At 36.3% G+C, this 23,664-nt stretch carries 21 protein-coding genes; 20 read left to right on the top strand and 1 reads right to left on the bottom strand.

What is annotated here, in order from left to right; translation table 11 throughout:
- Positions 1–107: 107 nt before the first annotated feature.
- Complete coding sequence (locus C1724_RS17265; protein ID WP_102348011.1) at positions 108–392, bottom strand: AbrB/MazE/SpoVT family DNA-binding domain-containing protein; 285 nt, start codon at positions 390–392, stop codon at positions 108–110.
- Between the two features lie 419 nt (positions 393–811).
- On the opposite strand from C1724_RS17265, the gene metG reads away from it, so the two are divergent.
- The 20 genes from metG to C1724_RS17165 all read left to right on the top strand — a co-directional run bounded on the left by metG (position 812) and on the right by C1724_RS17165 (position 23,633).
- On the top strand, positions 812–2,782 hold the full coding sequence (gene metG / locus C1724_RS17260) for a methionine--tRNA ligase (protein WP_102348010.1): 1,971 nt from the start codon (positions 812–814) through the stop codon (positions 2,780–2,782).
- A 107-nt stretch (positions 2,783–2,889) separates the two neighbouring features.
- A complete protein-coding gene (locus C1724_RS17255) occupies positions 2,890–3,657 on the top strand; it encodes a TatD family hydrolase (protein WP_102348009.1) in 768 nt (255 codons plus the stop codon).
- 347 nt (positions 3,658–4,004) lie between these two features.
- A complete protein-coding gene (locus C1724_RS17250) occupies positions 4,005–5,165 on the top strand; it encodes a G5 and 3D domain-containing protein (protein WP_258000442.1) in 1,161 nt (386 codons plus the stop codon).
- 119 nt (positions 5,166–5,284) lie between these two features.
- A complete protein-coding gene (rnmV, locus tag C1724_RS17245; protein ID WP_102348007.1) occupies positions 5,285–5,848 on the top strand; it encodes a ribonuclease M5 in 564 nt (187 codons plus the stop codon).
- Positions 5,841–6,722, top strand: a complete 882-nt coding sequence (rsmA, locus tag C1724_RS17240; protein WP_102348006.1) for a 16S rRNA (adenine(1518)-N(6)/adenine(1519)-N(6))-dimethyltransferase RsmA — start codon at positions 5,841–5,843, stop codon at positions 6,720–6,722. Before rnmV ends, rsmA begins: the two co-directional genes overlap by 8 nt.
- A gap of 134 nt (positions 6,723–6,856) precedes the next feature.
- Positions 6,857–7,717 (top strand): sporulation peptidase YabG, encoded by an 861-nt coding sequence (gene yabG, locus C1724_RS17235; protein WP_102348005.1) that lies wholly within the window; start codon positions 6,857–6,859, stop codon positions 7,715–7,717.
- A gap of 307 nt (positions 7,718–8,024) precedes the next feature.
- Positions 8,025–8,294, top strand: coding sequence for a biofilm formation stimulator Veg (veg, locus tag C1724_RS17230; protein ID WP_102348004.1), 270 nt, complete (start codon positions 8,025–8,027; stop codon positions 8,292–8,294).
- Between the two features lie 331 nt (positions 8,295–8,625).
- A complete protein-coding gene (locus C1724_RS17225; RefSeq protein ID WP_102348003.1) occupies positions 8,626–8,808 on the top strand; it encodes a small, acid-soluble spore protein, alpha/beta type in 183 nt (60 codons plus the stop codon).
- A 145-nt stretch (positions 8,809–8,953) separates the two neighbouring features.
- Positions 8,954–9,841: a 4-(cytidine 5'-diphospho)-2-C-methyl-D-erythritol kinase gene (ispE, locus tag C1724_RS17220; protein ID WP_102348002.1), complete on the top strand. Its 888-nt coding sequence runs from the start codon at positions 8,954–8,956 to the stop codon at positions 9,839–9,841.
- A gap of 61 nt (positions 9,842–9,902) precedes the next feature.
- A complete protein-coding gene (gene purR, locus C1724_RS17215) occupies positions 9,903–10,745 on the top strand; it encodes a pur operon repressor (RefSeq protein WP_102348001.1) in 843 nt (280 codons plus the stop codon).
- 12 nt (positions 10,746–10,757) lie between these two features.
- Complete coding sequence (ridA, locus tag C1724_RS17210) at positions 10,758–11,132, top strand: 2-iminobutanoate/2-iminopropanoate deaminase (protein ID WP_102348000.1); 375 nt, start codon at positions 10,758–10,760, stop codon at positions 11,130–11,132.
- Positions 11,133–11,382: 250 nt separating this feature from the next.
- Positions 11,383–11,676 carry a septation regulator SpoVG gene (spoVG, locus tag C1724_RS17205; RefSeq protein WP_102347999.1) on the top strand — a complete coding sequence of 98 codons (294 nt, stop codon included), beginning with the start codon at positions 11,383–11,385 and terminating at the stop codon, positions 11,674–11,676.
- A 263-nt stretch (positions 11,677–11,939) separates the two neighbouring features.
- Positions 11,940–13,310 (top strand): bifunctional UDP-N-acetylglucosamine diphosphorylase/glucosamine-1-phosphate N-acetyltransferase GlmU, encoded by a 1,371-nt coding sequence (glmU, locus tag C1724_RS17200; RefSeq protein ID WP_102347998.1) that lies wholly within the window; start codon positions 11,940–11,942, stop codon positions 13,308–13,310.
- Positions 13,311–13,333: 23 nt separating this feature from the next.
- Positions 13,334–14,287 carry a ribose-phosphate diphosphokinase gene (locus tag C1724_RS17195; protein WP_102347997.1) on the top strand — a complete coding sequence of 318 codons (954 nt, stop codon included), beginning with the start codon at positions 13,334–13,336 and terminating at the stop codon, positions 14,285–14,287.
- 98 nt (positions 14,288–14,385) lie between these two features.
- Positions 14,386–15,018 (top strand): 50S ribosomal protein L25/general stress protein Ctc, encoded by a 633-nt coding sequence (locus tag C1724_RS17190; protein ID WP_374703471.1) that lies wholly within the window; start codon positions 14,386–14,388, stop codon positions 15,016–15,018.
- A gap of 223 nt (positions 15,019–15,241) precedes the next feature.
- Positions 15,242–15,814 carry an aminoacyl-tRNA hydrolase gene (gene pth / locus C1724_RS17185; protein WP_102347996.1) on the top strand — a complete coding sequence of 191 codons (573 nt, stop codon included), beginning with the start codon at positions 15,242–15,244 and terminating at the stop codon, positions 15,812–15,814.
- Positions 15,815–15,878: 64 nt separating this feature from the next.
- Positions 15,879–16,109 (top strand): anti-sigma-F factor Fin family protein, encoded by a 231-nt coding sequence (locus tag C1724_RS17180; protein WP_102347995.1) that lies wholly within the window; start codon positions 15,879–15,881, stop codon positions 16,107–16,109.
- 107 nt (positions 16,110–16,216) lie between these two features.
- Positions 16,217–19,741, top strand: a complete 3,525-nt coding sequence (mfd, locus tag C1724_RS17175) for a transcription-repair coupling factor (protein WP_102347994.1) — start codon at positions 16,217–16,219, stop codon at positions 19,739–19,741.
- Between the two features lie 177 nt (positions 19,742–19,918).
- Positions 19,919–20,458, top strand: coding sequence for a stage V sporulation protein T (gene spoVT, locus C1724_RS17170; RefSeq protein ID WP_102348354.1), 540 nt, complete (start codon positions 19,919–19,921; stop codon positions 20,456–20,458).
- A gap of 1,570 nt (positions 20,459–22,028) precedes the next feature.
- Positions 22,029–23,633 carry a putative polysaccharide biosynthesis protein gene (locus C1724_RS17165; RefSeq protein WP_102347993.1) on the top strand — a complete coding sequence of 535 codons (1,605 nt, stop codon included), beginning with the start codon at positions 22,029–22,031 and terminating at the stop codon, positions 23,631–23,633.
- Positions 23,634–23,664: the final 31 nt, after the last annotated feature.

Here is a 23,664-nt window from a genome sequence, read left to right as displayed (position 1 = left end):
AATGCTCTTTTGTAAAGAGAAGAGTTAAATCCTTACACCATCATTGTATTTATCGAAATAAAAAAACTGCCCTAAAGGACAGTCTTTGAATTTATTAAACTAGTAATTTACTTAGCTACACTTAAATTTTCTTGAAGTTCTTTTAATAGCATTTCTGCACCTTCACGGCTTAATACAATTTTTCCGTTAACAAGTGCAAAGTTATCGTCTGAAACTTCTCCGGTTACGTTGCAAGTCATATTAGGCTTGTATTTTTTTAAAACGATACGATCATCATCAACGTAAATTTCAAGAGCATCTTTTTCAGCGATGCCTAGCGTACGGCGTAATTCGATAGGGATTACTACACGACCTAATTCATCAACTTTACGTACAATACCAGTAGATTTCATTTTTGCCATTCTCCTCTATTAATAAAATTTATTTATCTATTTCGTCATTTTTCGACATCAGTAACATGTTTTTATTATAACTAGATTTCCAAAAGCAGTCAATTGGCTTTTTGTAAAAAAGTGTAGAATTTATAAAAAAATGTAATTTTAAACCAATAAAAAACCTTATATTATCTGCTTTCACTATTTTTACTATTTTAATAAGGTTTTGATGAATAAATAAATTTTTATCAAAGTACGCTCAATATTTACTAAAATAATAACATACAATGAGTCGACAAAATCCAACATTTAATTCGACAATTGTTGGAAGCTGTTTTTGATGTTCTTGACATTCTTACGTTAGATTAGGTATATTTTGGTGATAGTATGGAAGAACGTTAATATATAGGAAAAGAATGATATGAGGGGGAATAAAAATGAGTGATAAAAAAACTTTTTATCTTACAACACCAATTTATTATCCTAGTGACAAGTTACATATTGGACATGCTTATACTACTGTAGCTGGCGATGCAATGGCTCGTTATAAAAGATTACGCGGTTATGACGTAATGTATTTGACAGGAACTGATGAGCATGGACAAAAAATTCAAAGAAAAGCAGAAGAAAAGGGAGTAACTCCACAACAATTTGTCGATGGCATTGTTGAAGGCATTAAGGATCTATGGAATAAACTTGATATATCCTATGATGATTTCATTCGGACTACAGAGGATCGACATAAACAAATAGTTCAACAAATTTTTGCGAAGCTTTTAGAGCAGGGTGATATATATTTAGATCAATATGAGGGCTGGTATTGTACACCTTGTGAATCATTTTATGTAGATCGTCAATTAGAAGAAGGCAATTGCCCGGATTGTAACCGTCCTGTTGAAAAGGTAAAGGAAGAATCATATTTCTTTAAAATGAGTAAATATGTGGATCGCTTACTGCAATATTATGAGGAAAATCCGGAGTTTATCCAACCGGAATCCCGCAAAAACGAGATGATTAATAACTTTATTAAACCAGGACTAGAGGATTTAGCTGTATCACGTACGACATTTGATTGGGGAATTAAAGTCCCTGGTGATCCTAAACATGTCATTTACGTTTGGATTGATGCTTTATCTAACTATATAACAGCACTTGGCTATGGAACAAATAATGATAAGAACTATCAAACATATTGGCCTGCAGATGTTCATTTAGTTGGAAAAGAAATTGTTCGTTTCCACACTATTTATTGGCCTATTATGCTAATGGCTTTAGATTTACCACTGCCAAAAAAGGTATTTGCACATGGTTGGCTACTTATGAAAGATGGAAAGATGTCGAAATCCAAAGGAAATGTCATTGATCCAGTTACTTTAATTGATCAATATGGATTAGATGCACTTCGCTATTATCTATTACGTGAAGTGCCATTTGGCTCAGACGGGGTATTTACACCTGAAGGTTTTGTAGATCGAATAAATTTCGATTTAGCCAATGACCTTGGAAACCTACTAAATCGTACTGTTGCGATGATCAATAAGTATTTTGATGGTGATATTCCAAGTTATCCTGGTCAGGCTACAGACTTTGATGGTAATTTAGAGATTGTTACTAAAGAGACCGTTAAAAAAGTGGAGACAGCAATGGAAAAGATGGAGTTCTCTGTTGCTTTAACAGCTATATGGCAGCTTGTTAGCAGAACGAATAAATATATTGATGAAACACAACCATGGGTGCTTGCTAAAGACGATGCTCAAAAAAATCAGTTAGCATCTGCCATGTACCATTTAGCAGAAACTTTACGACATATTTCGATCATGTTACAACCATTCTTGACAAGGGCGCCTAAGAAAATGTGGGAACAACTCGGCATAAATGGTGAACAGCTTACAAATTGGGATAGTTTATATGAATTTGGCTTAATTCCTGGGGGAACAAAGGTCCAAAAGGGCGACCCAATCTTCCCACGTCTTGAAGTTGAAAAGGAAATTGAGAGAATTAAAATACAAATGCAGAATCCTGCTCAGAAGAAGGCAGGGGAAACTTCTGTAGATAATCAGGAATCAAAAGTGGTCGAACAAGCTGAGGAAATCACTATTGATGATTTTATGAAGGTGGAACTAAGGGTTGCTCAAATTATTCAAGCTGAAAATGTAAAAAAAGCGGATAAGCTATTAAAGCTCCAATTAGATTTAGGTTTCGAAAAACGTCAGGTTGTGTCTGGAATTGCAGAATATTACACACCTGAAGAACTTACAGGCCAAAAGGTTATTTGTGTCACTAACCTTAAGCCAGTCAAGTTGAGAGGGGAATTATCCCAAGGTATGATTTTAGCTGGAAAAGAGGATGGAAGACTAAAGTTAGCAAGTATTGATTCCTCTATTCCAAATGGTACGAAAATTAAATAACTAGAAACATTCAATTTTACAAGTAGGTTAATTGAAGAAGGGAGTTCAAGCGGCATTATACTAGAACTCCCTTTTTCTAATTAGTTTATCTGGAAAGGAGTTTTATCATGTTATTTGATACACATGTGCATCTCAATGCAAGACAATACGAAGAGGATCTAGATGAGGTTATCAGCCGTGCTCAAGCAGACGGTGTCACCAATATGGTAGTTGTAGGTTTTGATCGTGAAACGATAAATGGAGCAATTAAAATAGCAGAAAGCTATGATTTCATATACGCAGCCGTTGGCTGGCATCCAGTTGACGCAATTGATATGAAAGAAGAAGATTTAGAGTGGATTGAAAGTTTATGCAGCCATCCAAAGGTTGTAGCTGTAGGAGAGATGGGGTTAGATTATTATTGGGATAAATCACCTAAAGAGATCCAGAAAGAGGTTTTTAGAAAACAAATAAACATAGCTAAAAAAGTTAAACTTCCGATTATCATCCACAACCGCGAGGCTACATTAGATATTGTTGAAATACTTAAAGAAGAAAATGCAAAAGAAGTAGGCGGTATTATGCATTGTTTTAGTGGTAGCACTGAAACAGCGCAAGAATGCATAAATATGAATTTTTACATATCCTTTGGAGGACCGGTTACCTTTAAAAATGCAAAAAAGCCAAAAGAGGTAGTTACTAAAATTCCATTGGATAAATTATTGATTGAGACTGACTGTCCATTTCTAACACCGCATCCACATCGTGGCCAAAGAAACGAGCCTGCATTTGTAAGACTTGTTGCAGAACAAGTTGCGGAGCTAAAAGGAATTAGTTTTGAAGAAGTTGCTCAAAAAACAACAGAAAATGCAAAAAAACTATTTCAAATAACATAATTTTCGAAGGGGAGGAACAAAGGTGTTCCTTCTTTTATTTCTCTTACTTAATGAAACCTTCAACCTCATGGGACAATGTCTCTCTCCTCGGAAGCTGATAAAGTAGGAACAACTTAGAAGGGCAATGAATCGACATTTGAATTTCATACTAGTTCATTTTTCACCGATGGCGAAATTTCGTGTCGATATTTTTGACTAGATTTTTAATGGATAAGCATTTATCATTTGTAAACATAGAGTTAAATTTTATATTTGAAAGTTTGTCAATAGGATAGGGGTGGTAATTTGTAGTTGACAATATATAAAAACGTTGGATATAATTCACTCCGTAAGAAGGAGGCATGGTCGTGCTAAAATCTGGAAAACAAAAAGCCATCTTTGCAAGCATTCTAGTAATCTTTCTGATTGGGATACTTGCTTATGAAGGCACAAAGCAGCCAATCACGGTTGTGCTAAACGGGGAAGAAGAACATGTTCGAACCCACGCCAACACAGTGAAACAATTATTGGCTGAACTAGATGTGAATGTTATCGAAGAAGATAGGGTAGACCCGTCTCTGGATGCAGCATTAACTAACATAGCTAAAGTAACTTGGGATCCAGCTCATCCAATACAGTTAAGCCAAAATGGAGAAATAAAGACGATATGGTCAACTGCCAAAACAGTTGGGGAATTTGTGAAAGAGCAGCAAATTGTCTTAGGTGAGCATGATAAAATTAGTCCCAGTATAGATACAGAGCTTAATCAAACTACCGAAATTATCGTAGAAGCTGCTTTCCCTGTAGTACTAAAAACTGCGAAAGAGGAAAAAGAAGTTTGGACGACTTCGACTACTGTCGCTGACCTTTTGAAGCAACAAGAAATTACACTAAGCGGACTTGATCGAGTGGAACCAGAATCTAACAGTCAAGTCACAGAAAATATGATAATAAATGTTGTCCGCGTAGAAAAGGTCACCGATGTTGTGGAAGTTCCGATTGATTATGCTGTTGTTACACGAAAAGATACATCTTTAACTACAGGAACTGAAAAAGTCATTGAAAAAGGACAAAAGGGTCTTGAAGAGCACCGTTATGAGGTTATTCTTGAAAATGGAGTTGAAGTTTCAAGAACATTAATTGGCAAAGAAAAGGTAAGAGATAGCAAGGACAAAGTGGTCGCTGTAGGGGTTAAGCCTGCTCAACCACAAATTGCACGTAGTTCAGACGTTATTTCAACCAAAGAATTTTATGTAACATCAACAGCCTATACTGCTTATTGTAATGGTTGTTCAGGTATAACAGCTACAGGAATTAATCTTAGGAAAAATCCTGATCAAAAAGTTATAGCTGTTGACCCGAATGTGATACCGTTGGGGACAAAAGTATGGGTTGAAGGATACGGACATGCTATCGCTGGCGATACTGGTGGTGCTATTAAAGGCCATAAAATAGATTTATTTATTCCTGATTCCGACACTGTTAGAAAATATGGGAGGAAGAAGGTACTAATTAAGTTATTAGAGTGATTGTAAATACGTACACAGGGGAGTGACACCTCTGTGTTTTTTAATTTTTGAAATTTAGCTTATACTGTCTATATATTAGACGATGCATTGAATGAAAGGTTTCATTTTTGGAGGAAATAATGGAGAAGATAAAAGAAATTATTGTTGTTGAAGGAAAAGATGATACAGTTACTGTAAAAAGAGCGGTTCAGGCTGATACAATCGAAACAAATGGTTCAGAAATTAGTGAATCAACAATTGAACAAATAAGGCTTGCACAACAGCGCAGGGGGGTCATTATTTTTACAGATCCTGATTATCCTGGTGAAAGGATCAGGAAAATTATCGCTGAAAAGGTACCGGGATGTAAACATGCCTTTCTACCGAAACACGAAGCAATACCAAGAAACGGCAAAGGGCTAGGAGTTGAACATGCATCGGTAGAAGCGATCCGAAAAGCGCTTAATGAAGTGAAACAAGAAATGATACATATAGCTGAGGAAATAACGAAGGATGACCTTATTGAAGCGGGATTAATTGGTGATGGGCGATCTAAGGAAAGAAGAGAAAAATTGGGCGCTATATTAAAAATCGGCTACACTAATGGTAAGCAACTTCATAAGAGGTTAAATATGTTCCAAATACAAAAAAACGATTTTCAAAAAGCAGTACTTCAAGTGCTACAGGAGGAAGATAATGAATAAAGATATTGCTACGCCGGTGAGAACGAAGGCTATCTTAGAGAAATATGGATTTTCTTTCAAGAAAAGCTTAGGGCAAAATTTCTTAATTGATACAAATATTTTAAATAGGATAGTTGATTTTGCAGAGTTAACAGAAGAGAGCGGTGCAATTGAGATTGGTCCAGGCATCGGCGCTTTAACCGAGCAGATCGCTAAACGTTCAAAAAAAGTCGTTGCGTTTGAAATCGACCAACGACTGCTCCCTATTTTAAAAGACACACTTGAGTCATATCCACATGTCAAAATTATTCACGAAGATATTTTAAAAGCAGATGTTAAAAAAGTAGTAAGTGAAGAGTTCGAAGTAAACCAAGATTTAATGGTTGTAGCTAATTTACCTTACTATGTGACGACACCAATTATTATGAAGCTGCTGTCTGAGGACTTACCACTTCGAGGGATTGTTGTAATGCTCCAAAAAGAAGTGGCAGACAGAATAGCAGCGCAGCCGGGGACTAAAGACTACGGTTCATTATCTATTGCCATACAATACTATACAAAAGCTAAAACAGTGATGACGGTACCTAAAACTGTATTTATACCACAACCTAATGTAGACTCCGCCGTAATTAGGTTAACAAAACGTGAAAAACCAGCAGTTGCTGTCAAAGATGAGGAGCTTTTCTTCAACGTAGTCCGTGCAAGCTTTGCTCAGCGTAGAAAAACAATATTTAATAATTTAACAAGCTATTTTAGTAAAGATATGGATAAGAAAGAGGTTGAATCGGCTTTATTAGCTGCAAATATTGATCCAAAAAGACGTGGTGAAACATTAACAATTGAAGAATTTGGTGCTTTAAGTGACCAATTATATTTGCATGTTGAAACTAAATGAAGAATGGTATTCAATAATTTAAGGCCTAATTAAATCTTATCGAATTAAACACATTTTCCCCTCTAAAACATAGGCTATAAGAGGACCTTAACGCTTTTAGCATCGTGTGGCGCTCATGCGATAGGAGGGGAAAAATGGACATTAAAGTAGGGGATATTGTGACCCGAAAATCATATAAGCAAGATTTACTCTTTAGAGTTACTGAGATTAACGACTCATATGCAATTTTATTTGGTGAAGATGTTCGTCTTATTGCGGATGCTCCGCTTTCAGATTTAGTTCATTTAAACGATGTTGAGTATAAAAGCCGGCAAAGAAAAGAAAAGGAAAAAGAAGATCAATCCTACCGGCTATTTCGACAGGATTATCATTTAATTAGGCAGCGTAGTGAATACAGTGCTTCGAATGGCTACAGTCATGACCATTCATATTTTCAACTTCCGGGTCGTGTATTACATTTGGATGGTGACCCTGTTTACCTTCAGAAATGTAGAGCACTGTATGAGCGACTTGGTGTACCAATTTTCGGGGTGCATTTAAGTGAAAAGCAAATGCCAGAAAAGGTTGGAGCGTTAATTGAGCAAATCAGACCTGATATACTTGTTGTAACAGGACATGATGCCTATTTAAAATCAAAGGGCAAGCTGAGTGACTTAAAGGCCTACCGGCACTCAAAATATTTTGTTCAAACTGTGAATGAAGCACGAAAAAGGGTGCCTTCCTTAGATCAGCTTGTCATTTTCGCTGGAGCTTGTCAATCTCACTTTGAATCATTAATAAGAGCAGGCGCCAATTTTGCAAGTTCGCCAACAAGGGTGAATATCCATGCGTTAGACCCTGTTTATATTGTGGCTAAAATCAGTTATACCCCTATTAAGGATCATATAAATGTATGGGATGTCATCCGTAATACTTTAACTGGCGAGAAAGGGTTAGGTGGCATCGAAACCAAGGGCTTACTTCGAATTGGTATGCCTTATCGTCATGATGAATAACATAGAATATACAGAACTGGTTAATTTAAGCAGACGTTTATTTTAATAATATAACTTTGTGCTAGTTGCAATATGAAAAAAACCTCTAGTGGTACTGTAGGCCATTAGAGTTTTTTAATGCATTGAAAATATAGTCGAATTATACATAATTATGTAAAACTAGGGCAGAATAGTGATAAATTAGAAAAAAAACTAAAGGAATAGCCAAAAACCCATTGACAGTTAAAATAATTCACTGATATAATTTTAATTTTGTATTTGACTAAGTGGGGCTGTGGTGTTATAATGTAATAGTGAGGTGGAGCGAATGGGAAAAACTTTGTTGGACATTAAGCGCAATCTTGACAGTAATCTTGGTAAACGTCTTACATTAAAAGCAAATGGAGGACGTCGAAAAACTATTGAACGTTCTGGAGTGTTAGCTGAAACATATCCTTCTGTTTTTATCATTGAACTTGATCAGCATGAGAATGCATTTGAACGTGTTTCTTATAGTTATGCAGATGTGTTGACAGAAACAGTTGAGTTAACATTTTTGGATGAAAATACAGGTAGCATGGCATTAAGTGGGCAGTAGAGTAAATTAATCTTACTGCTTGTTTTATTGCTTTAAGAAATTTCATTATGTACGATAGTATAAGAAAACACGTAACTTCCTTCTTTGGAAATTACGTGTTTTCTTATATGTACATAGAATCCCAAACAATGGCAGGGGTGGTTATACATATTGGGAATGGTAGGAATCACATACTAATACTGTCGTAGTTTATTATACAACACTTTTCAGATGTAGCTCGTAGATGGTACAAGGAAAAGGGTCCTTAAGGCAAGACCATTAGGGATTAAGGCTTTAGTCAATAGTACTTTGGCGGAAAGCGAAGCTTTTCTATGAAGGAGGCCATATTCTAATGAGTAGACGTAAAGGTCTGATGTCTGAACCTTTTAAAGAGGAATTGGCAAAGGAACTTGGATTTTATGAAACGGTTCAAACTGAGGGGTGGGGAGGCATTACAGCCCGCCAAGCAGGTAATATGGTAAAACGTGCGGTCGAGATTGCACAACAAAACCTGGTAAATCAGCAAAATCAATAAAGAGTTCTTTATACCAAGTGTTTAAACTACGACCCGAAGCTTTTTTATAAAGCTTCGGTTTTTTTTCGGATAAAAATGGTTATAATGTTTGTTTATGATACAATATCAGAAGTATCTTAGTTGTTAAAAGTAGGTGAAGACAAGGATGGGCGAAAAAATACTAGTGAAAGCACCAGCCAAAATTAATTTATCCTTAGATGTTTTACATAAAAGAGATGACGGTTACCATGAGGTTAGGATGATCATGACTACGATTGATTTAGCTGACCGAATTGAACTTGAAGGGCTTGAAGAGGATACTATTAAAATTGTATCAGAGAACCGTTTTGTGCCGGAAGATGACCGGAATTTAGCTTATCAAGCAGCGAGCTTATTAAAAAAGCGTTACGGTGTAGATAGGGGTGTGGCAATCTCAATTACAAAAGTGATTCCGGTAGCAGCAGGCTTAGCTGGAGGTAGTAGTGATGCAGCAGCAACACTTAGAGGTTTGAATAAGTTATGGGGGCTAGGACTAAGCCTTGATAAGCTGGCAGAATTAGGAGCCGAAATTGGATCTGATGTTTCTTTTTGCGTATATGGAGGAACTGCGATTGCCACGGGAAGAGGCGAGAAAATTATACATATTGATTCACCACCGCCTTGCTATGTCATTTTGGCAAAACCAACAATGGGTGTATCAACCGCGGATATTTACCGGAACTTAAAATTAGATCATATCGTCCATCCAGATATAGATGCAATGGTCACAGCGATTAAAAACCAAGATTTTAAAGGTATATGCCAAAATGTTGGTAATGTTCTCGAAAGTGTGACATTAGAACTTTATCCAGAGGTTCGTCAAATAAGACAGCAAATGGAGCGTTTTGGAGCGGATGCGGTATTAATGAGTGGTAGTGGGCCAACTGTTTATGGATTGGTACAATATCAATCAAGATTACAAAGAATATATAATGGTTTAAGGGGCTTTTGTGATCAGGTTTATGCTGTTCGTTTACTTGGTGGCAGAAATGAAAGTGATAACTCCTACTCTTGATTAAATCCGTATGAAAGTGTTATATTAACTATAAAATATTCGGATTTTGGGAGGGTTTCATATGAAGATAAGACGTAGCGGAAGATTAGTAGATATGACTAGCTATTTATTGGACCATCCTCGTCAACTAGTATCACTTTCGTTCTTTGCCGATCGGTATGGTGCGGCTAAGTCATCGATAAGTGAGGATTTAGCTATCATTAAGATGACCTTTGAACAACAGGGCATGGGCTCATTATATACAGTACCGGGAGCTGCAGGCGGTGTGAAATATATTCCACATGCCTCTGAATCGGAGGCAAAGGAATTTATAGCTGAGCTATGTAAACAAATTGAGAAACCTGATCGGTTATTACCAGGGGGATATTTGTATTTAACAGATATTCTTGGGAATCCAAGGTTAGTTAATAAAATTGGAAGGCTTATTGCATCTGTTTTTGCGGACAGAAAAATTGATGTTATTATGACTGTTGCAACAAAGGGGATTCCAATTGCACATGCCGTTGCATCTTATTTAGACGTTCCAGTTGTTATAGTTCGACGTGACAGCAAGGTTACAGAAGGCTCTACAGTTAGTATAAATTATGTTTCTGGCTCAACTGGTAGAATTCAGACAATGCTCCTTGCTAGAAGAAGCTTAGCTGAGGGTTCAAATGTACTAATAGTAGATGACTTTATGAAAGCGGGCGGGACAATTAATGGTATGGTCAATCTATTAGAGGAATTTAAAGCAAATGTCGCGGGAATTGGTGTATTAGTAGAAGCTGAAGATATAGAAGAGCGATTAGTAGACGAATATATTTCATTAGTTCGTTTATCGGCAGTAGATGTAAAGGAGAAACTAATTAAGGTGGAAGAAGGCAATTATTTTAGTTTCACTAAACCTTTAAAAATAGAAGAATAAGGAGGAACTACTATGAAAACGGTTCACACAAAAAATGCACCAGCAGCTATTGGTCCATACTCTCAAGGAATTATTGTAAATAATATGTTTTACAGTTCAGGGCAGATTCCGTTAACACCCGAGGGTGAGATGATTAATGGTGATGTTCAGCAACAAACACATCAGGTTTTTGCAAATCTTATGGCTGTTTTAGAAGAAGCGGGGGCTTCATTAGAAACTGTTGTAAAGACAACTGTTTTTATAAAAGATATGAATGACTTTGCAAAAGTTAATGAGGTATATGCTCAGTATTTTGATAACCATAAACCTGCTAGATCTTGTGTTGAAGTTGCTAGATTACCCAAAGATGCATTAGTAGAAATAGAGGTAATTGCTTTAACTAAATAAAGAATAGCAAATTACATAACGGATTAGACAAACACGTATTTAGACCTAATGGAAAATTACAATATATCTAAAAGGTAAACCTAAAGGCCCTCTTTTCTTATGCTTTATTTCTTTAAAAAGGCCAATTTTGTCTTAAAGTATAAAAAAGTAGGATAAATTTTAAGAATTTTTTATGAACGAGAAGGAATTAACAAGATTTTGTTGAATTATTGGTAATATGTTTTTATTTAGGATAAAGGTGGTGATACAGATGGAAGTAACTGACGTAAGACTACGCCGCGTAAACACCGAAGGACGCATGAGAGCCATCGCCTCCATTACGCTAGATCATGAGTTTGTAGTTCATGATATTCGTGTGATTGATGGAAATAACGGTTTATTTGTGGCTATGCCAAGTAAACGTACTCCTGATGGGGAATTTCGTGATATAGCGCATCCAATTAATTCAAATACTCGTGGTAAAATTCAAGATGCAGTTTTAGCCGAGTATCATCGTGTAGGAGAACTAGACGAAGTAGAGTTCGAAGAAGCTGGAGCCTCATAAAAACAACAATAATATCAATAACTCAACCCAACCATTATTGGTTGGGTTTTTTACATATCAAGAATTAAAAGATATTAAACTGAAATTAGTAAAATATTATCTCGTAGGCTATTTTATTCAATATTTTTCCTAAACAGAAAAAATATGTGATTTTATAAAGAGGGTTTCATTTAAAATTGTGTACATTTTAACGGAATTGTTGAAATACACATGGTTTTAGGATATATTCGTAGATGGAAAATAAGGCGCAATTGGAGGTTTTTATGATAAAACGTTTTGCCGTTATTTTAGCTGCAGGTCAAGGAACGAGGATGAAATCTAAATTATATAAAGTATTACATCCGGTTTGTGGCAAACCGATGGTTGAGCATGTTGTTGATCAAATTTCTCAACTTGATGATGTAAGCAAAATTGTGACTGTTGTTGGTCATGGCGCTGAAAAGGTTCAACAGTATTTAGGTGAAAAAAGTGAGTATGTGCTACAAGCAGAGCAACTGGGAACTGCACATGCAGTAATGCAAGCAGAAGGTCTTCTTGGACAGCAAGAAGGCATCACCCTTGTTATTTGCGGAGACACACCATTAATTACTGCAAATACAATTAAGGCACTAATAAATGAACATGAAACAACAAATGCAAAAGCTACTGTACTGACAGCTTATGCGCAAGACCCAACAGGATATGGCCGAGTGCTACGAAATCATAACGGACTAGTTGAAAAAATAGTAGAACATAAAGATGCGAGTGAAACTGAGTTAACAGTTAAAGAAATTAATACAGGTACTTATTGTTTCGATAATCAAGCGCTTTTTGCAGCATTGAAAAATGTAAATAATAATAATGCCCAAGGTGAATTTTATTTACCAGATGTTATTGAAATACTAAAAAACAATGGTGAAAATGTATCAGCTTATCAAACAGGTGATTTCGAAGAAACCTTAGGTGTAAATGATCGAATAGCTTTGGCTCAAGCCGAAGATATTATGAAAAAGAGAATTAATCGCAATCATATGAGAAATGGTGTAACTATTATTGATATAAATAATACATACATTTCATCTGATGCTGTGATTGGTGCTGATACTATTATTTATCCAGGTACAGTAATAAAAGGCAATAGTATTATTGGAGAAGACTGTGTAATAGGACCGAATAGTGAAATAGGTAATTGCAGCATTAGTGATCGTACTGAGATAAAGCATTCAGTAGCATATGATAGTACAATTGGAAGCGATGTAAATATTGGCCCGTTTGCACACATTCGCCCACAATCCAACATTGAAGACGAGGTTAAAATTGGAAACTTCGTAGAAGTGAAAAAATCAAGTTTCGGCCGTGGAAGTAAAGCATCTCACCTAAGTTATATCGGTGATGCAGAAGTAGGACGTGATGTAAATCTTGGTTGCGGCGCTATTACAGTAAATTATGATGGTGAGAAAAAATATCTGACAAAAATTGAAGATGGAGTTTTTGTAGGATGTAATGCCAATTTAGTTGCACCTGTTACGATTGGCGAGAATTCATTTATTGCTGCAGGTTCAACTATTACAGAAGATGTACCCGCTAATAGTTTATCTATTGCAAGGTCTAGACAGACGAATAAAGAAGGCTATATTGAAAAAAAGAAAAATTAATTTAATGGAGGGTATTTTTAGTCATGCCAAATCAATATCTTGACCCCAATTTGAAGGTATTTACACTTGGATCAAATCGCGCTTTAGCTGAAGAAATTGTTGAACATATCGGAATTGAAATGGGTAAATGTATGGTTTCTAGATTCAGCGATGGCGAGGTACAGATCAATATTGAAGAAAGTATCCGCGGTTGTGACGTGTATGTCATTCAATCTACAAGTTCACCAGTGAACCAGCATCTAATGGAGCTATTAATCATGGTTGATGCATTAAAACGTGCATCTGCTAAAACGATAAATGTTGTTATCCCATACTATGGGTATGCACGTCAAGACCGTAAAGCCCGTTCACGTGAGCCGATCACAGCTAAGCTAGTAGCAAACTTAATTGAAACGGCAGGAGCTACTCGTGTTATTGCATTTGACTTACATGCTCCACAAATTCAAGGATTCTTTGACATTCCAATTGACCATTTAATGGGAGTACCTATTTTGGCTGACTATTTCAAAGATAAAAATTTCGACGATGTTGTAATCGTATCACCGGACCATGGTGGGGTTACTCGTGCTAGAAAAATGGCAGATCGCTTAAAAGCACCGATTGCAATTATTGATAAGCGCCGTCCAAGGCCGAATGTAGCTGAAGTAATGAATATTGTAGGTAATATTGAAGGTAAAACGGCTATTTTAATCGACGATATTATCGACACTGCGGGAACTATAACATTAGCAGCTAATGCCCTAGTTGAACATGGTGCAAGGGAAGTTTATGCATGCTGTACCCACCCAGTACTATCTGGACCAGCAATGGACCGCATTATTAACTCTAAAATTAAAGAACTTGTTGTTACAAATACCATAGCACTTCCACAAGAGAAGAAAATTGACAAAATTACGGAGCTTTCGGTTGCGCCATTAATTAGTGAAGCGATTATCCGTGTCCATGAAGAACAATCTGTAAGTACATTATTTGATTAATAATTTTTTCAAATTTAATATCTTAGCGTTTGATTTTGTCGACTTTTGGGGAAAATTGAGAGATAAACAACCAAAATTCCAATGGGAAGGTGATTATCTTGTCAACTTTATCCGCAAAAGAAAGAAGTACCTTTAAAAATTCATCAAAAACAGATCTACGTCGTGAAGGGAAAATGCCAGCCGTTGTTTATGGAAAGGACAAGCCAAATAAACATATTTATTTGAATTCTGTTGATTTCCTTAAAACATTGAAGGAATCAGGGCGAAATGGCATTCTAAAACTCCAAATTGACGGTGGCGATACGGAATCTGTTATGCTACATGATGTTCAAACAGATCCTTTAAAAGGCGAAGTGGTGCATGCTGATTTTTACATTGTCAATATGTCTTCTAAAGTAGATGTTGAGGTAAATATCCATCTTATTGGTGAAGCTCAAGGTGTCAAGGAAGGTGGAGTTCTTCAGCAACCTTTACACCAAGTATCTGTTCGTTCACTACCAACTTCTATTCCGCCTAAGATAGAAATTGATATTTCACACATGGATATCGGAGATGTAATCATGGTTAATGATATTCAAACTGATGGGAAATATGAAGTTCTCGATGATGCTAATACTGTAATTGCTTCAATCCTACAACCTAAGTTGGAAAAAGAAGTGAATACCGGAGAAGTTCAAGCGGATGGAAATATTGAGGCTACAACAGAGAATTCGCAAGAAACAGAAGAATAATGATATACTAGGACGTAACCATTGTTTAGACAATGGTTACGTCTTTTAATTTACGTTTTTCTTTAAATCAGGATTGCTGTTTATTCATGTTGGATAAGCTAGCTTATGTAGTTGTCTATTTCATCATTAAATGATCAGCGATTATTAAGATGCTTACACTTTTTCTAATTTATGGCTATAATAAAGATTATAGTAAGTAAAATGTAAAGAGAGGATTTAAAACGTGAAATACTTTATTGGGTTGGGTAATCCTGGGAAAGATTATGAGAAAACAAGGCATAATGTAGGATTTATGGTTATAGATGAATTATCTAAACGGTGGAATTTGCCGCTTAATAAAGAGAAATTTAAAGGATTATATGGATCCGGAATCATCAATGGAGAAAAGGTAATTTTATTAAAGCCCTTAACATATATGAATTTATCTGGAGAATCTATTAAACCGCTAATGGATTATTATGATATTGAGCTTGAAGATGTTATAGTTATCTATGATGATTTGGATTTGCCGACAGGAAGTATTCGCTTAAGAACGAAGGGTAGCGCTGGAGGACATAATGGAATTAAATCAACGATCCAGCACTTAGGTACACAAACTTTTAAGCGAATAAGAATAGGGATAGACCGTCCTACAAATGGTATGAGAGTTCCAGACTATGTCCTAGGAGTGTTTGGTGCTGAGGAGCGCCCTACAATTGAAAACGCTATAGTTAAATCTGCAGACGCATGTGAAAAGTGGTTAACAAGTCCATTTGTTGAAGTGATGAATGAGTTTAATAAGCAAAGTGATAGCTAACAATGTATATTATTTCCTTTGGGTGATCATACTATAATAAAGATTGCCTTGAAGGAGGATTACTATGCCTATACGATATCAATGCAGGCATTGCAACGTTCACATGGGCGAGGTAGACATACCGAATATTGAATCAAGAGCCCTAGGATTTGAGTTATTGAATGATGAAGAACGATTAGATATGTTACAATATGATTCAAATGGAGATATTAATGTGAAAGCAATTTGTGAAGATTGTCAGGAAGCGTTAGAGAGAAATCCGGATTATCATTCACTACATACATTTATTCAATAAAAAAATACAGATAAGTCGCTTTGGTATTAACCAAAGCATTTTTCTATTTGCAATTAGCTAGTATAGCTATGCAGCTGCTTTGGTATTTGTAACGGGGAGGAATAAAGTTGCAAGGTTTACAGTCCTTTTTTCTAAATAACAGCGAAGTTATGACGGTCGCTAACGGTTTCGAGGAAGGTCTAAGGGAACAGCTAGTTGCTGGTTTATCTGGATCTGCCAGAACCCTTTTTATGGCTACCTTATACAAAGAAACAAAAAGACCACAATTAATAATCACACATAATTTATATCAGGCTCAAAAAATATACGATGATCTAATTGAGTTAATTGGTGAAGATGAAGTTTATTTATACCCAGTTAATGAATTAATTGCATCAGAAATTGCTATTGCAAGTCCAGAACTAAAAGGACAACGATTAGAAGCACTAAACTATTGGTGTAATGAAAATAAAGGTATTATGATTGCACCAGTAGCGGGATTAAGAAGAATACTTCCACCACTAGAAATCTGGAAGAAAAGTCAAATCAATCTTAACATTGGCGAAGATATTGACGTAGACTCCTTTTTATTAAAGCTTGTAAATATGGGCTATGAACGTGCTTCAATGGTATCGACTCCAGGGGAGTTTAGTATTCGCGGTGGGATAATCGATATTTACCCGCTAACTGAAGAAATGCCTATTCGGATCGAGCTATTTGATACAGAAATAGATTCAATTAGACATTTCGATATTGAGGATCAACGATCGCTTGAGACACGTGAAACAATAATGATTGGTCCTGCATCAGAAGTGATATTGTTTGATGAACATTTTGAAAAGGGTGCTCAACAGCTTGAGAAAGGCCTTGCAAAAAGCTTAAAAAAGGTTAAAGATCAGGCAGCAAAGGAAGCGCTTCTTGAAAATATTACACATGAAATTGAACAGTTGAAGAGCAAACAAACCTTTCAACAAATGTATAAATATATGGAAATGTTTTATGATCGGGGTGCTAGTTTACTAGACTTCCTTCCTAATAAAGGTCTAGTTATTATGGATGAGATAAGTCGAATTCAGGAAATGTCTCAAAATTTAGATAAGGAAGAAGCTGAGTGGCAAACATCGTTGATTCAACAAGGGGAAACAGTTGTTGATTTATCGATGCACCATCATTTTCATGAATTATTAGAGAAGGCAAATAAACCTTTACTCTACTTATCTCTTTTCCTACGACATGTTCCACATACACATCCAGAAAATATAATTAATTTAACCTGTAAATCGATGCAGAATTTCCATGGCCAAATGGATGTGCTTAAAGGTGAATTAGATCGTTGGGTGAAAGGACATTATGCCGTTGTATTTATTGCGGCAAATGAAGAAAGAGTCAACAAACTAGCTAATGTTCTATCGGACTTTGATATTGAGGCAGATGTATTGTCAGAGAATTCCCCATTATCTATAAATCGCTTTCAAATTATAAAAGGTGATTTAAGTACAGGATTTGAACTTCCAATGCAGCATTTAGCTGTCATAACAGAAGAAGAGCTGTTTAAGAAAAAGGCAAAAAAACAGAAACGTAGACAAAAGCTTTCTAATGCTGAACGGATTAAAAGCTATTCGGAGCTTAAAGTAGGAGATTACGTTGTTCACATTAATCACGGTATCGGGAAGTATTTAGGAATTGAAACTCTGGAGATTAATGGGATTCATAAAGATTATCTCCATATTAAATATCAAGGTAATGACAAACTCTATGTCCCAGTAGAACAAATTGACCAGGTGCAAAAATTTGTGGCTTCTGAAGGTAAAGAGCCAAAGGTTTATAAACTTGGCGGTACAGATTGGAAGAAAGTTAAAAACAAAGTACAAAAGTCTGTTCAAAATATCGCAGATGACTTAATTAAGCTATATGCAGAGCGTGAAGCAAGCAAAGGGCATGCTTATGCAGTTGATGGAGAGGAAATGCGCGAATTAGAAGCATCGTTCGCATATCAAGAGACGGAAGATCAATTGCGTTGTATTGAAGAGATTAAAAAAGATATGGAAAGTGAACGCCCGATGGACCGCTTACTTTGTGGTGATGTAGGATACGGTAAAACAGAAGTAGCAATACGGGCTGTTTTTAAAGCTATAATGGATGGAAAGCAGGTTGCTTTCTTAGTGCCAACAACGATATTAGCTCAACAGCATTATGAAACGATAAGAGAACGCTTTCAAGGGTTTCCTATTGAAGTTGGATTATTGAGTAGATTCAGATCACGTAAACAACAAACAGAAACAATTAAGGGTTTAAAGGCAGGAACTGTAGATGTTGTTGTTGGTACGCATCGTTTGCTTTCTAAGGATATTATTTATAAAGATTTAGGTTTATTGGTTATTGACGAAGAACAACGTTTTGGTGTCACACATAAGGAAAAAATTAAAAAATTAAAAGCGAATGTTGATGTACTAACATTAACAGCTACACCAATACCGCGGACGTTACACATGTCAATGCTCGGTGTCCGTGATTTATCAGTAATTGAAACACCACCGGAAAATCGCTTTCCGATTCAAACGTATGTCGTTGAATCAAATCCTGGTGTAATTCGAGAAGCGATTGAACGCGAGTTGGCACGTGAAGGGCAGATCTATTACTTATATAATCGTGTCGAGGATATTGAGAAAAAGGCAGAAGAAATTTCGATGCTTGTTCCTGATGCGCGGGTAACGTATGCCCATGGGAAAATGAATGAAAATGAACTTGAGTCTGTCATTTTAGGATTTTTAGAGGGAGAGTTTGATGTACTCGTAAGTACGACCATTATTGAGACGGGTGTAGATATTCCAAATGTAAATACACTTATTGTTCATGATGCTGATAAAATGGGACTATCTCAACTGTATCAGCTTAGAGGGCGCGTTGGACGTTCAAACCGTGTTGCGTATGCATATTTTACGTATCAGAAAGATAAGGTTTTAACTGAAGTTGCTGAAAAAAGACTTCAAGCTATCAAAGAATTTACTGAATTAGGCTCCGGATTTAAAATTGCGATGCGGGATTTATCTATCCGTGGAGCAGGAAACTTATTAGGTGCAGAGCAACATGGTTTCATTGACTCTGTTGGATTTGATTTGTATTCTCAAATGTTGGCAGAAGCGATTGAGGAACGTAAAGGTAACCCAGAGGAAAAGGTCAAACAAAAGGATGTTGAAATCAATATTGAGCTTGATGCATATATACCAAGTGATTATATCGATGATGCAAAGCAAAAAGTTGACATGTATAAACGTTTCCGTACGCTTGACACAGTAGAAGAGGTTCAAGACTTACAGGATGAAATGATTGACCGCTTTGGTGAGTTCCCTAAGGAAGTTGAGTACTTATTTGAAATCTCAAAATTAAAAATTTATGCGAAACAAGAAGGCATTGAGTCGATTATTCAAAAGAAGAATGAGATTACTCTATTGATGGATGGACAACCAAAACAAGTAGAAAAGGTTGTTAAGTTATCGAGTGATTTCATTAATTGGATTCGATTAGGTCAGGATGAGCAAAAGGAAAAGCTTAAAATTATTGTCGAGAACAAAGGTCAATCAATTCATGATCAGCTAAATATAATTAAACAGTTTTTAGAAAAGCTATCAGAACTTGAGAAGGAAGCTGTTTAGATACCGGTTGGAAATTATTCCCTTGCCAAATATTATTGAAATTAACTTTCATTATGAATAGAACTGAAAAGGTGTAGGATAATAAGATCAAGAAAATGGTGATTTCTTCAATACAAGGTGTTACACAACTTGATCACCAATAATTTTCAATCATCAGATGAAAGTGAGGCATCTAGAATGAAGGCAACTGGTATCGTTCGTCGAATTGATGATTTAGGGAGAGTTGTTATACCGAAAGAAATAAGAAGAACATTACGAATCCGTGAAGGAGATCCATTGGAAATTTTCGTCGATCGTGATGGAGAAGTAATCTTAAAGAAATATTCACCAATCAGCGAATTAAGTGATTTTGCAAAAGAATATTCTGAAGCACTCTATGACAGCTTAGGGCTTGTTGTATTAATAACAGACCGAGATACATTCATTTCTGTTGCTGGAGGTTCCAAGAAGGAATATCTAAATCGAAATGTAGGTACTGTTATCGAGAAGGCGATGGAAGATCGCCAAGTTATCCTTGAGACTTCAGAAAAAGAAATTGAGTTAATTGATGGCGTCTCAGAAAAAATATCATCACATGTAATTGGCCCTATTGTAGCTAATGGAGATCCTATAGGTGCTGTCGTCATTCTTGGCAAAGAAGGTAAAGTAGTTGGAGAAGTAGAGCAAAAAGCAGCTGAAACTGCAGCAAGCTTTCTTGCAAGACAAATGGAGCAATAACGACATAATTTGTACTCAAAATGTACTTACCCTAAATCAAAATTCATAGTTATATCATAAAAGAAGAAGGCAGCGCTGCTGTCTTCTTTTTTACTACTTTTGGACGTACTTGTATACCCCAGCGTCTAGAATGGGGCTGTGATTTAGACAGGAGTTTGGGGTAAGCTCGGTATGGAGTCAGAAAAACCGGTTGTGATTCAGACAGGAGAAGGTGGAAAGTTCGATATTGAGTCAGAATCGGGTTATGATTCTGACAGGAAAAGGTGAAATTCCCAATTTTGAGTCAGAACCGTGCTTTGATTCTGACAGGAAACCGTGAAAAGTTCGATATTGAGTCAGAACCGTGCTTTGATTCTGACAGGAAACCGTGAAAAGTTCGATATTGAGTCAGAACCGTGCTTTGATTCTGACAGGAAACCGTGAAAAGTTCGATATTGAGTCAGAACCGGGCTTTGATTCTGACAGGAAAAGGTGAAAGGTTCGATATTGAGTCAGAACCGTGCTTTGATTCTGACAGGAAACCGTGAAAAGTTCGATATTGAGTCAGAACCGTGCTTTTATTCTGACAGGAAAAGGTGAAAAGTTCGATATTGAGTCAGAACCGTGCTATGATTCTGACAGGAAACCGTGAAATTCTCAATTTTGAGTCAGAATCGGGCTTTGATTCTGACAGGAAACTGTGAAAGGTTCGATATTGAGTCAGAACCGGGTTATGATTCTTGACAGGAAAAGGTGAAAAGTTCGATATTGAGTCAGAACCATGCTGTGATTCTGACAGGAAACCGTGAAAAGCTCAATTTTGAGTCACAATCGTGCTGTGATTCTGACAGGAAACCGTGAAAAGTTCGGTATTGAGTCAGAACCGTGCTATGATTCTGACAGGAAAAGGTGAAAAGTTCGATATTGAGTCAGAACCATGCTTTGATTCTGACAGGAAAAGGTGAAAAGCTCAATTTAGAGTCAGAACCGTGCTTTTATTCTGACAGGAAAAGGTGAAAGGCTCAATTTAGAGTCAGAACCGTGCTAGGATTCTGACAGGAAAAGGTGAAAAGTTCGATATTGAGTCAGAACCATGCTGTGATTCTGACAGGAAAAGGTGAAAAGTTCGATATTGAGTCAGAACCGTGCTGTGATTCTGACAGGAAACCGTGAAAAGTTCGATATTGAGTCAGAAATGTACTGTGATTCTGACAGGAAAAGGTGAAAAGCTCGATTTTGAGTCAGACCGTGCTTTGATTCTGACAGGAAACCGTGAAATTCTCAATTCTGACAGGAAATCTGGTAAAGTTCATTTTCGAGTCAGAATCCGGTCGTGATTCTGATAGAAAACCCGGTAAAGCTCCTTATCCAATTAATCTGCACCCCCAATACAGGCAATTCTCTATTAAACCCTCTTACTTTATTAGAATTGAATAAAAGGCCATCTGATCATTGAGGCATTGAGCCCATAATCGTGGGAAAGTGCTTCCGAGGTATCACATAGTACCTCCCCTATACAGTTATGAAAGGTTTAATGACAAATTATGTGATATAATACGCTCGTTGAATTATTATCGGAGGTAGTGGACATTTGAGAGTTGGAAGTAGCAACGAACAGCTTATTTTAAAAAGTGCGCTTGTTTTGACGGTTGCTGGGATTATCTCCAAAATATTAAGTGCAATTTACCGCATTCCTTTTCAAAATATAGCTGGAGATATAGGTTTTTATATTTATCAGCAGGTTTATCCTTTTTATGGGATAGCTCTAGTGCTATCAACTTACGGTTTTCCTGTAATTATTTCAAAGTTAGTTGCTGAGCAACTTGAGGACAACTCGAAGAAAGAGGGGATTCGCACTATTATTGTCGTGTCATTTGTATTTCTTTCGGTGTTATGCACCGTTGTATTTTTATCTCTTTATGCGGGAGCAGAGCGTTTGGCTAACTATATGGGTGATTCGGAGCTTGTAATACCGTTGAAGGTTGTAGCCTTTTCATTTTTATTTGTGCCGACGTTATCTGTATTACGCGGTTATTTTCAGGGATATAATAATATGACACCAACTGCTGTATCTCAAGTAGGAGAACAAACTGTTCGGGTTACTACTATTCTTGTATTTTCTTATTTGCTTTTAACAAATGGGTACTCCATATATATTAGCAGTGCGGGAGCTGTTTTTGGATCTATAACAGGTGGCTTTTGTTCAATTTTCATTCTGATTCATTATTTTGTCAAAAATCGTAGCAATCTCGATCTTGTCAAAAAGACAAATAATGTAAGGATAAGCTCATCAATAGTGAAGGTATTAATAGGTCAAGGTTTTACTATTTGCATTAGCAGTTTGTTTTTAATATTGCTACAATTAGTGGATGCAATGACGATTTACTCGAATGTAGTAAATAGCGGGTTACTTTCTGCTATTGATGGGAAAGTTGCTAAAGGAATTTATGACCGCGGACAACCATTAATACAGTTAGGAACCGTTGTATCGACATCTTTATCTTTAGCATTGGTACCACTAATATCAAGTGCAAAAGTAAGAAATGATTATACATATATTCAGGAAAAGGTACAATTAGCAATTAGGGTAAGTGTTGTATTTGGATTAGGAGCAGCCCTAGGGTTAATTGGAATTATTAAGCCAACGAATGTTATGCTTTTTGAAAATACAAATGGCTTTGAGGTTCTTTCTATATTAGCGGTTACTATTTTGTTTAGTTCAATTACAATGACCACAACAGCCATCATCCAAGGTTTAGATAAAAGCTGGCTGCCAGCAGTTTTTGTGGTCGTAGGTGTGGTCACAAAGCTAATTCTAAATACTTTATTGATTCCCAGTTTTGGAACGGTAGGAGCTGCAGTTGCCACCGTGATTGCTTTTATGGTTACAACAGCTCTAAACTTAAATTATCTAATAAAAAAGTTAAAATTTCATTTTTTCGGTACTCAGCTATTTAAAACAACCTTAGCAGGATTTGTAATGATATTGGTTTTATTTGGCTACCAATACCTTCTAAATAGCATCTTCCAGCTCAATGTAGAGCAGAGGTGGACAGCAGCATTTGAAGCATTATCAGGGGTTGTTGTCGGTGGATTAGTTTACATTGTAATAATTTATAAAACAAATGTATTTTCTAAAAGTGAAATACAAGCATTACCGTTTGGGAAAAGACTCGAGTCAAAGTCAAGGATATAAAAATTTAAGTATATCCATTAGGATAGGGGGT

Origin of the sequence: Bacillus sp. Marseille-P3661, assembly GCF_900240995.1 — a bacterium.
Lineage (GTDB): Bacteria > Bacillota > Bacilli > Bacillales > Bacillaceae_J > OESV01.
The sequence above is the reverse complement of the archived record's forward strand: the minus strand, read 5'-3'. Positions and strand labels throughout refer to the sequence as shown.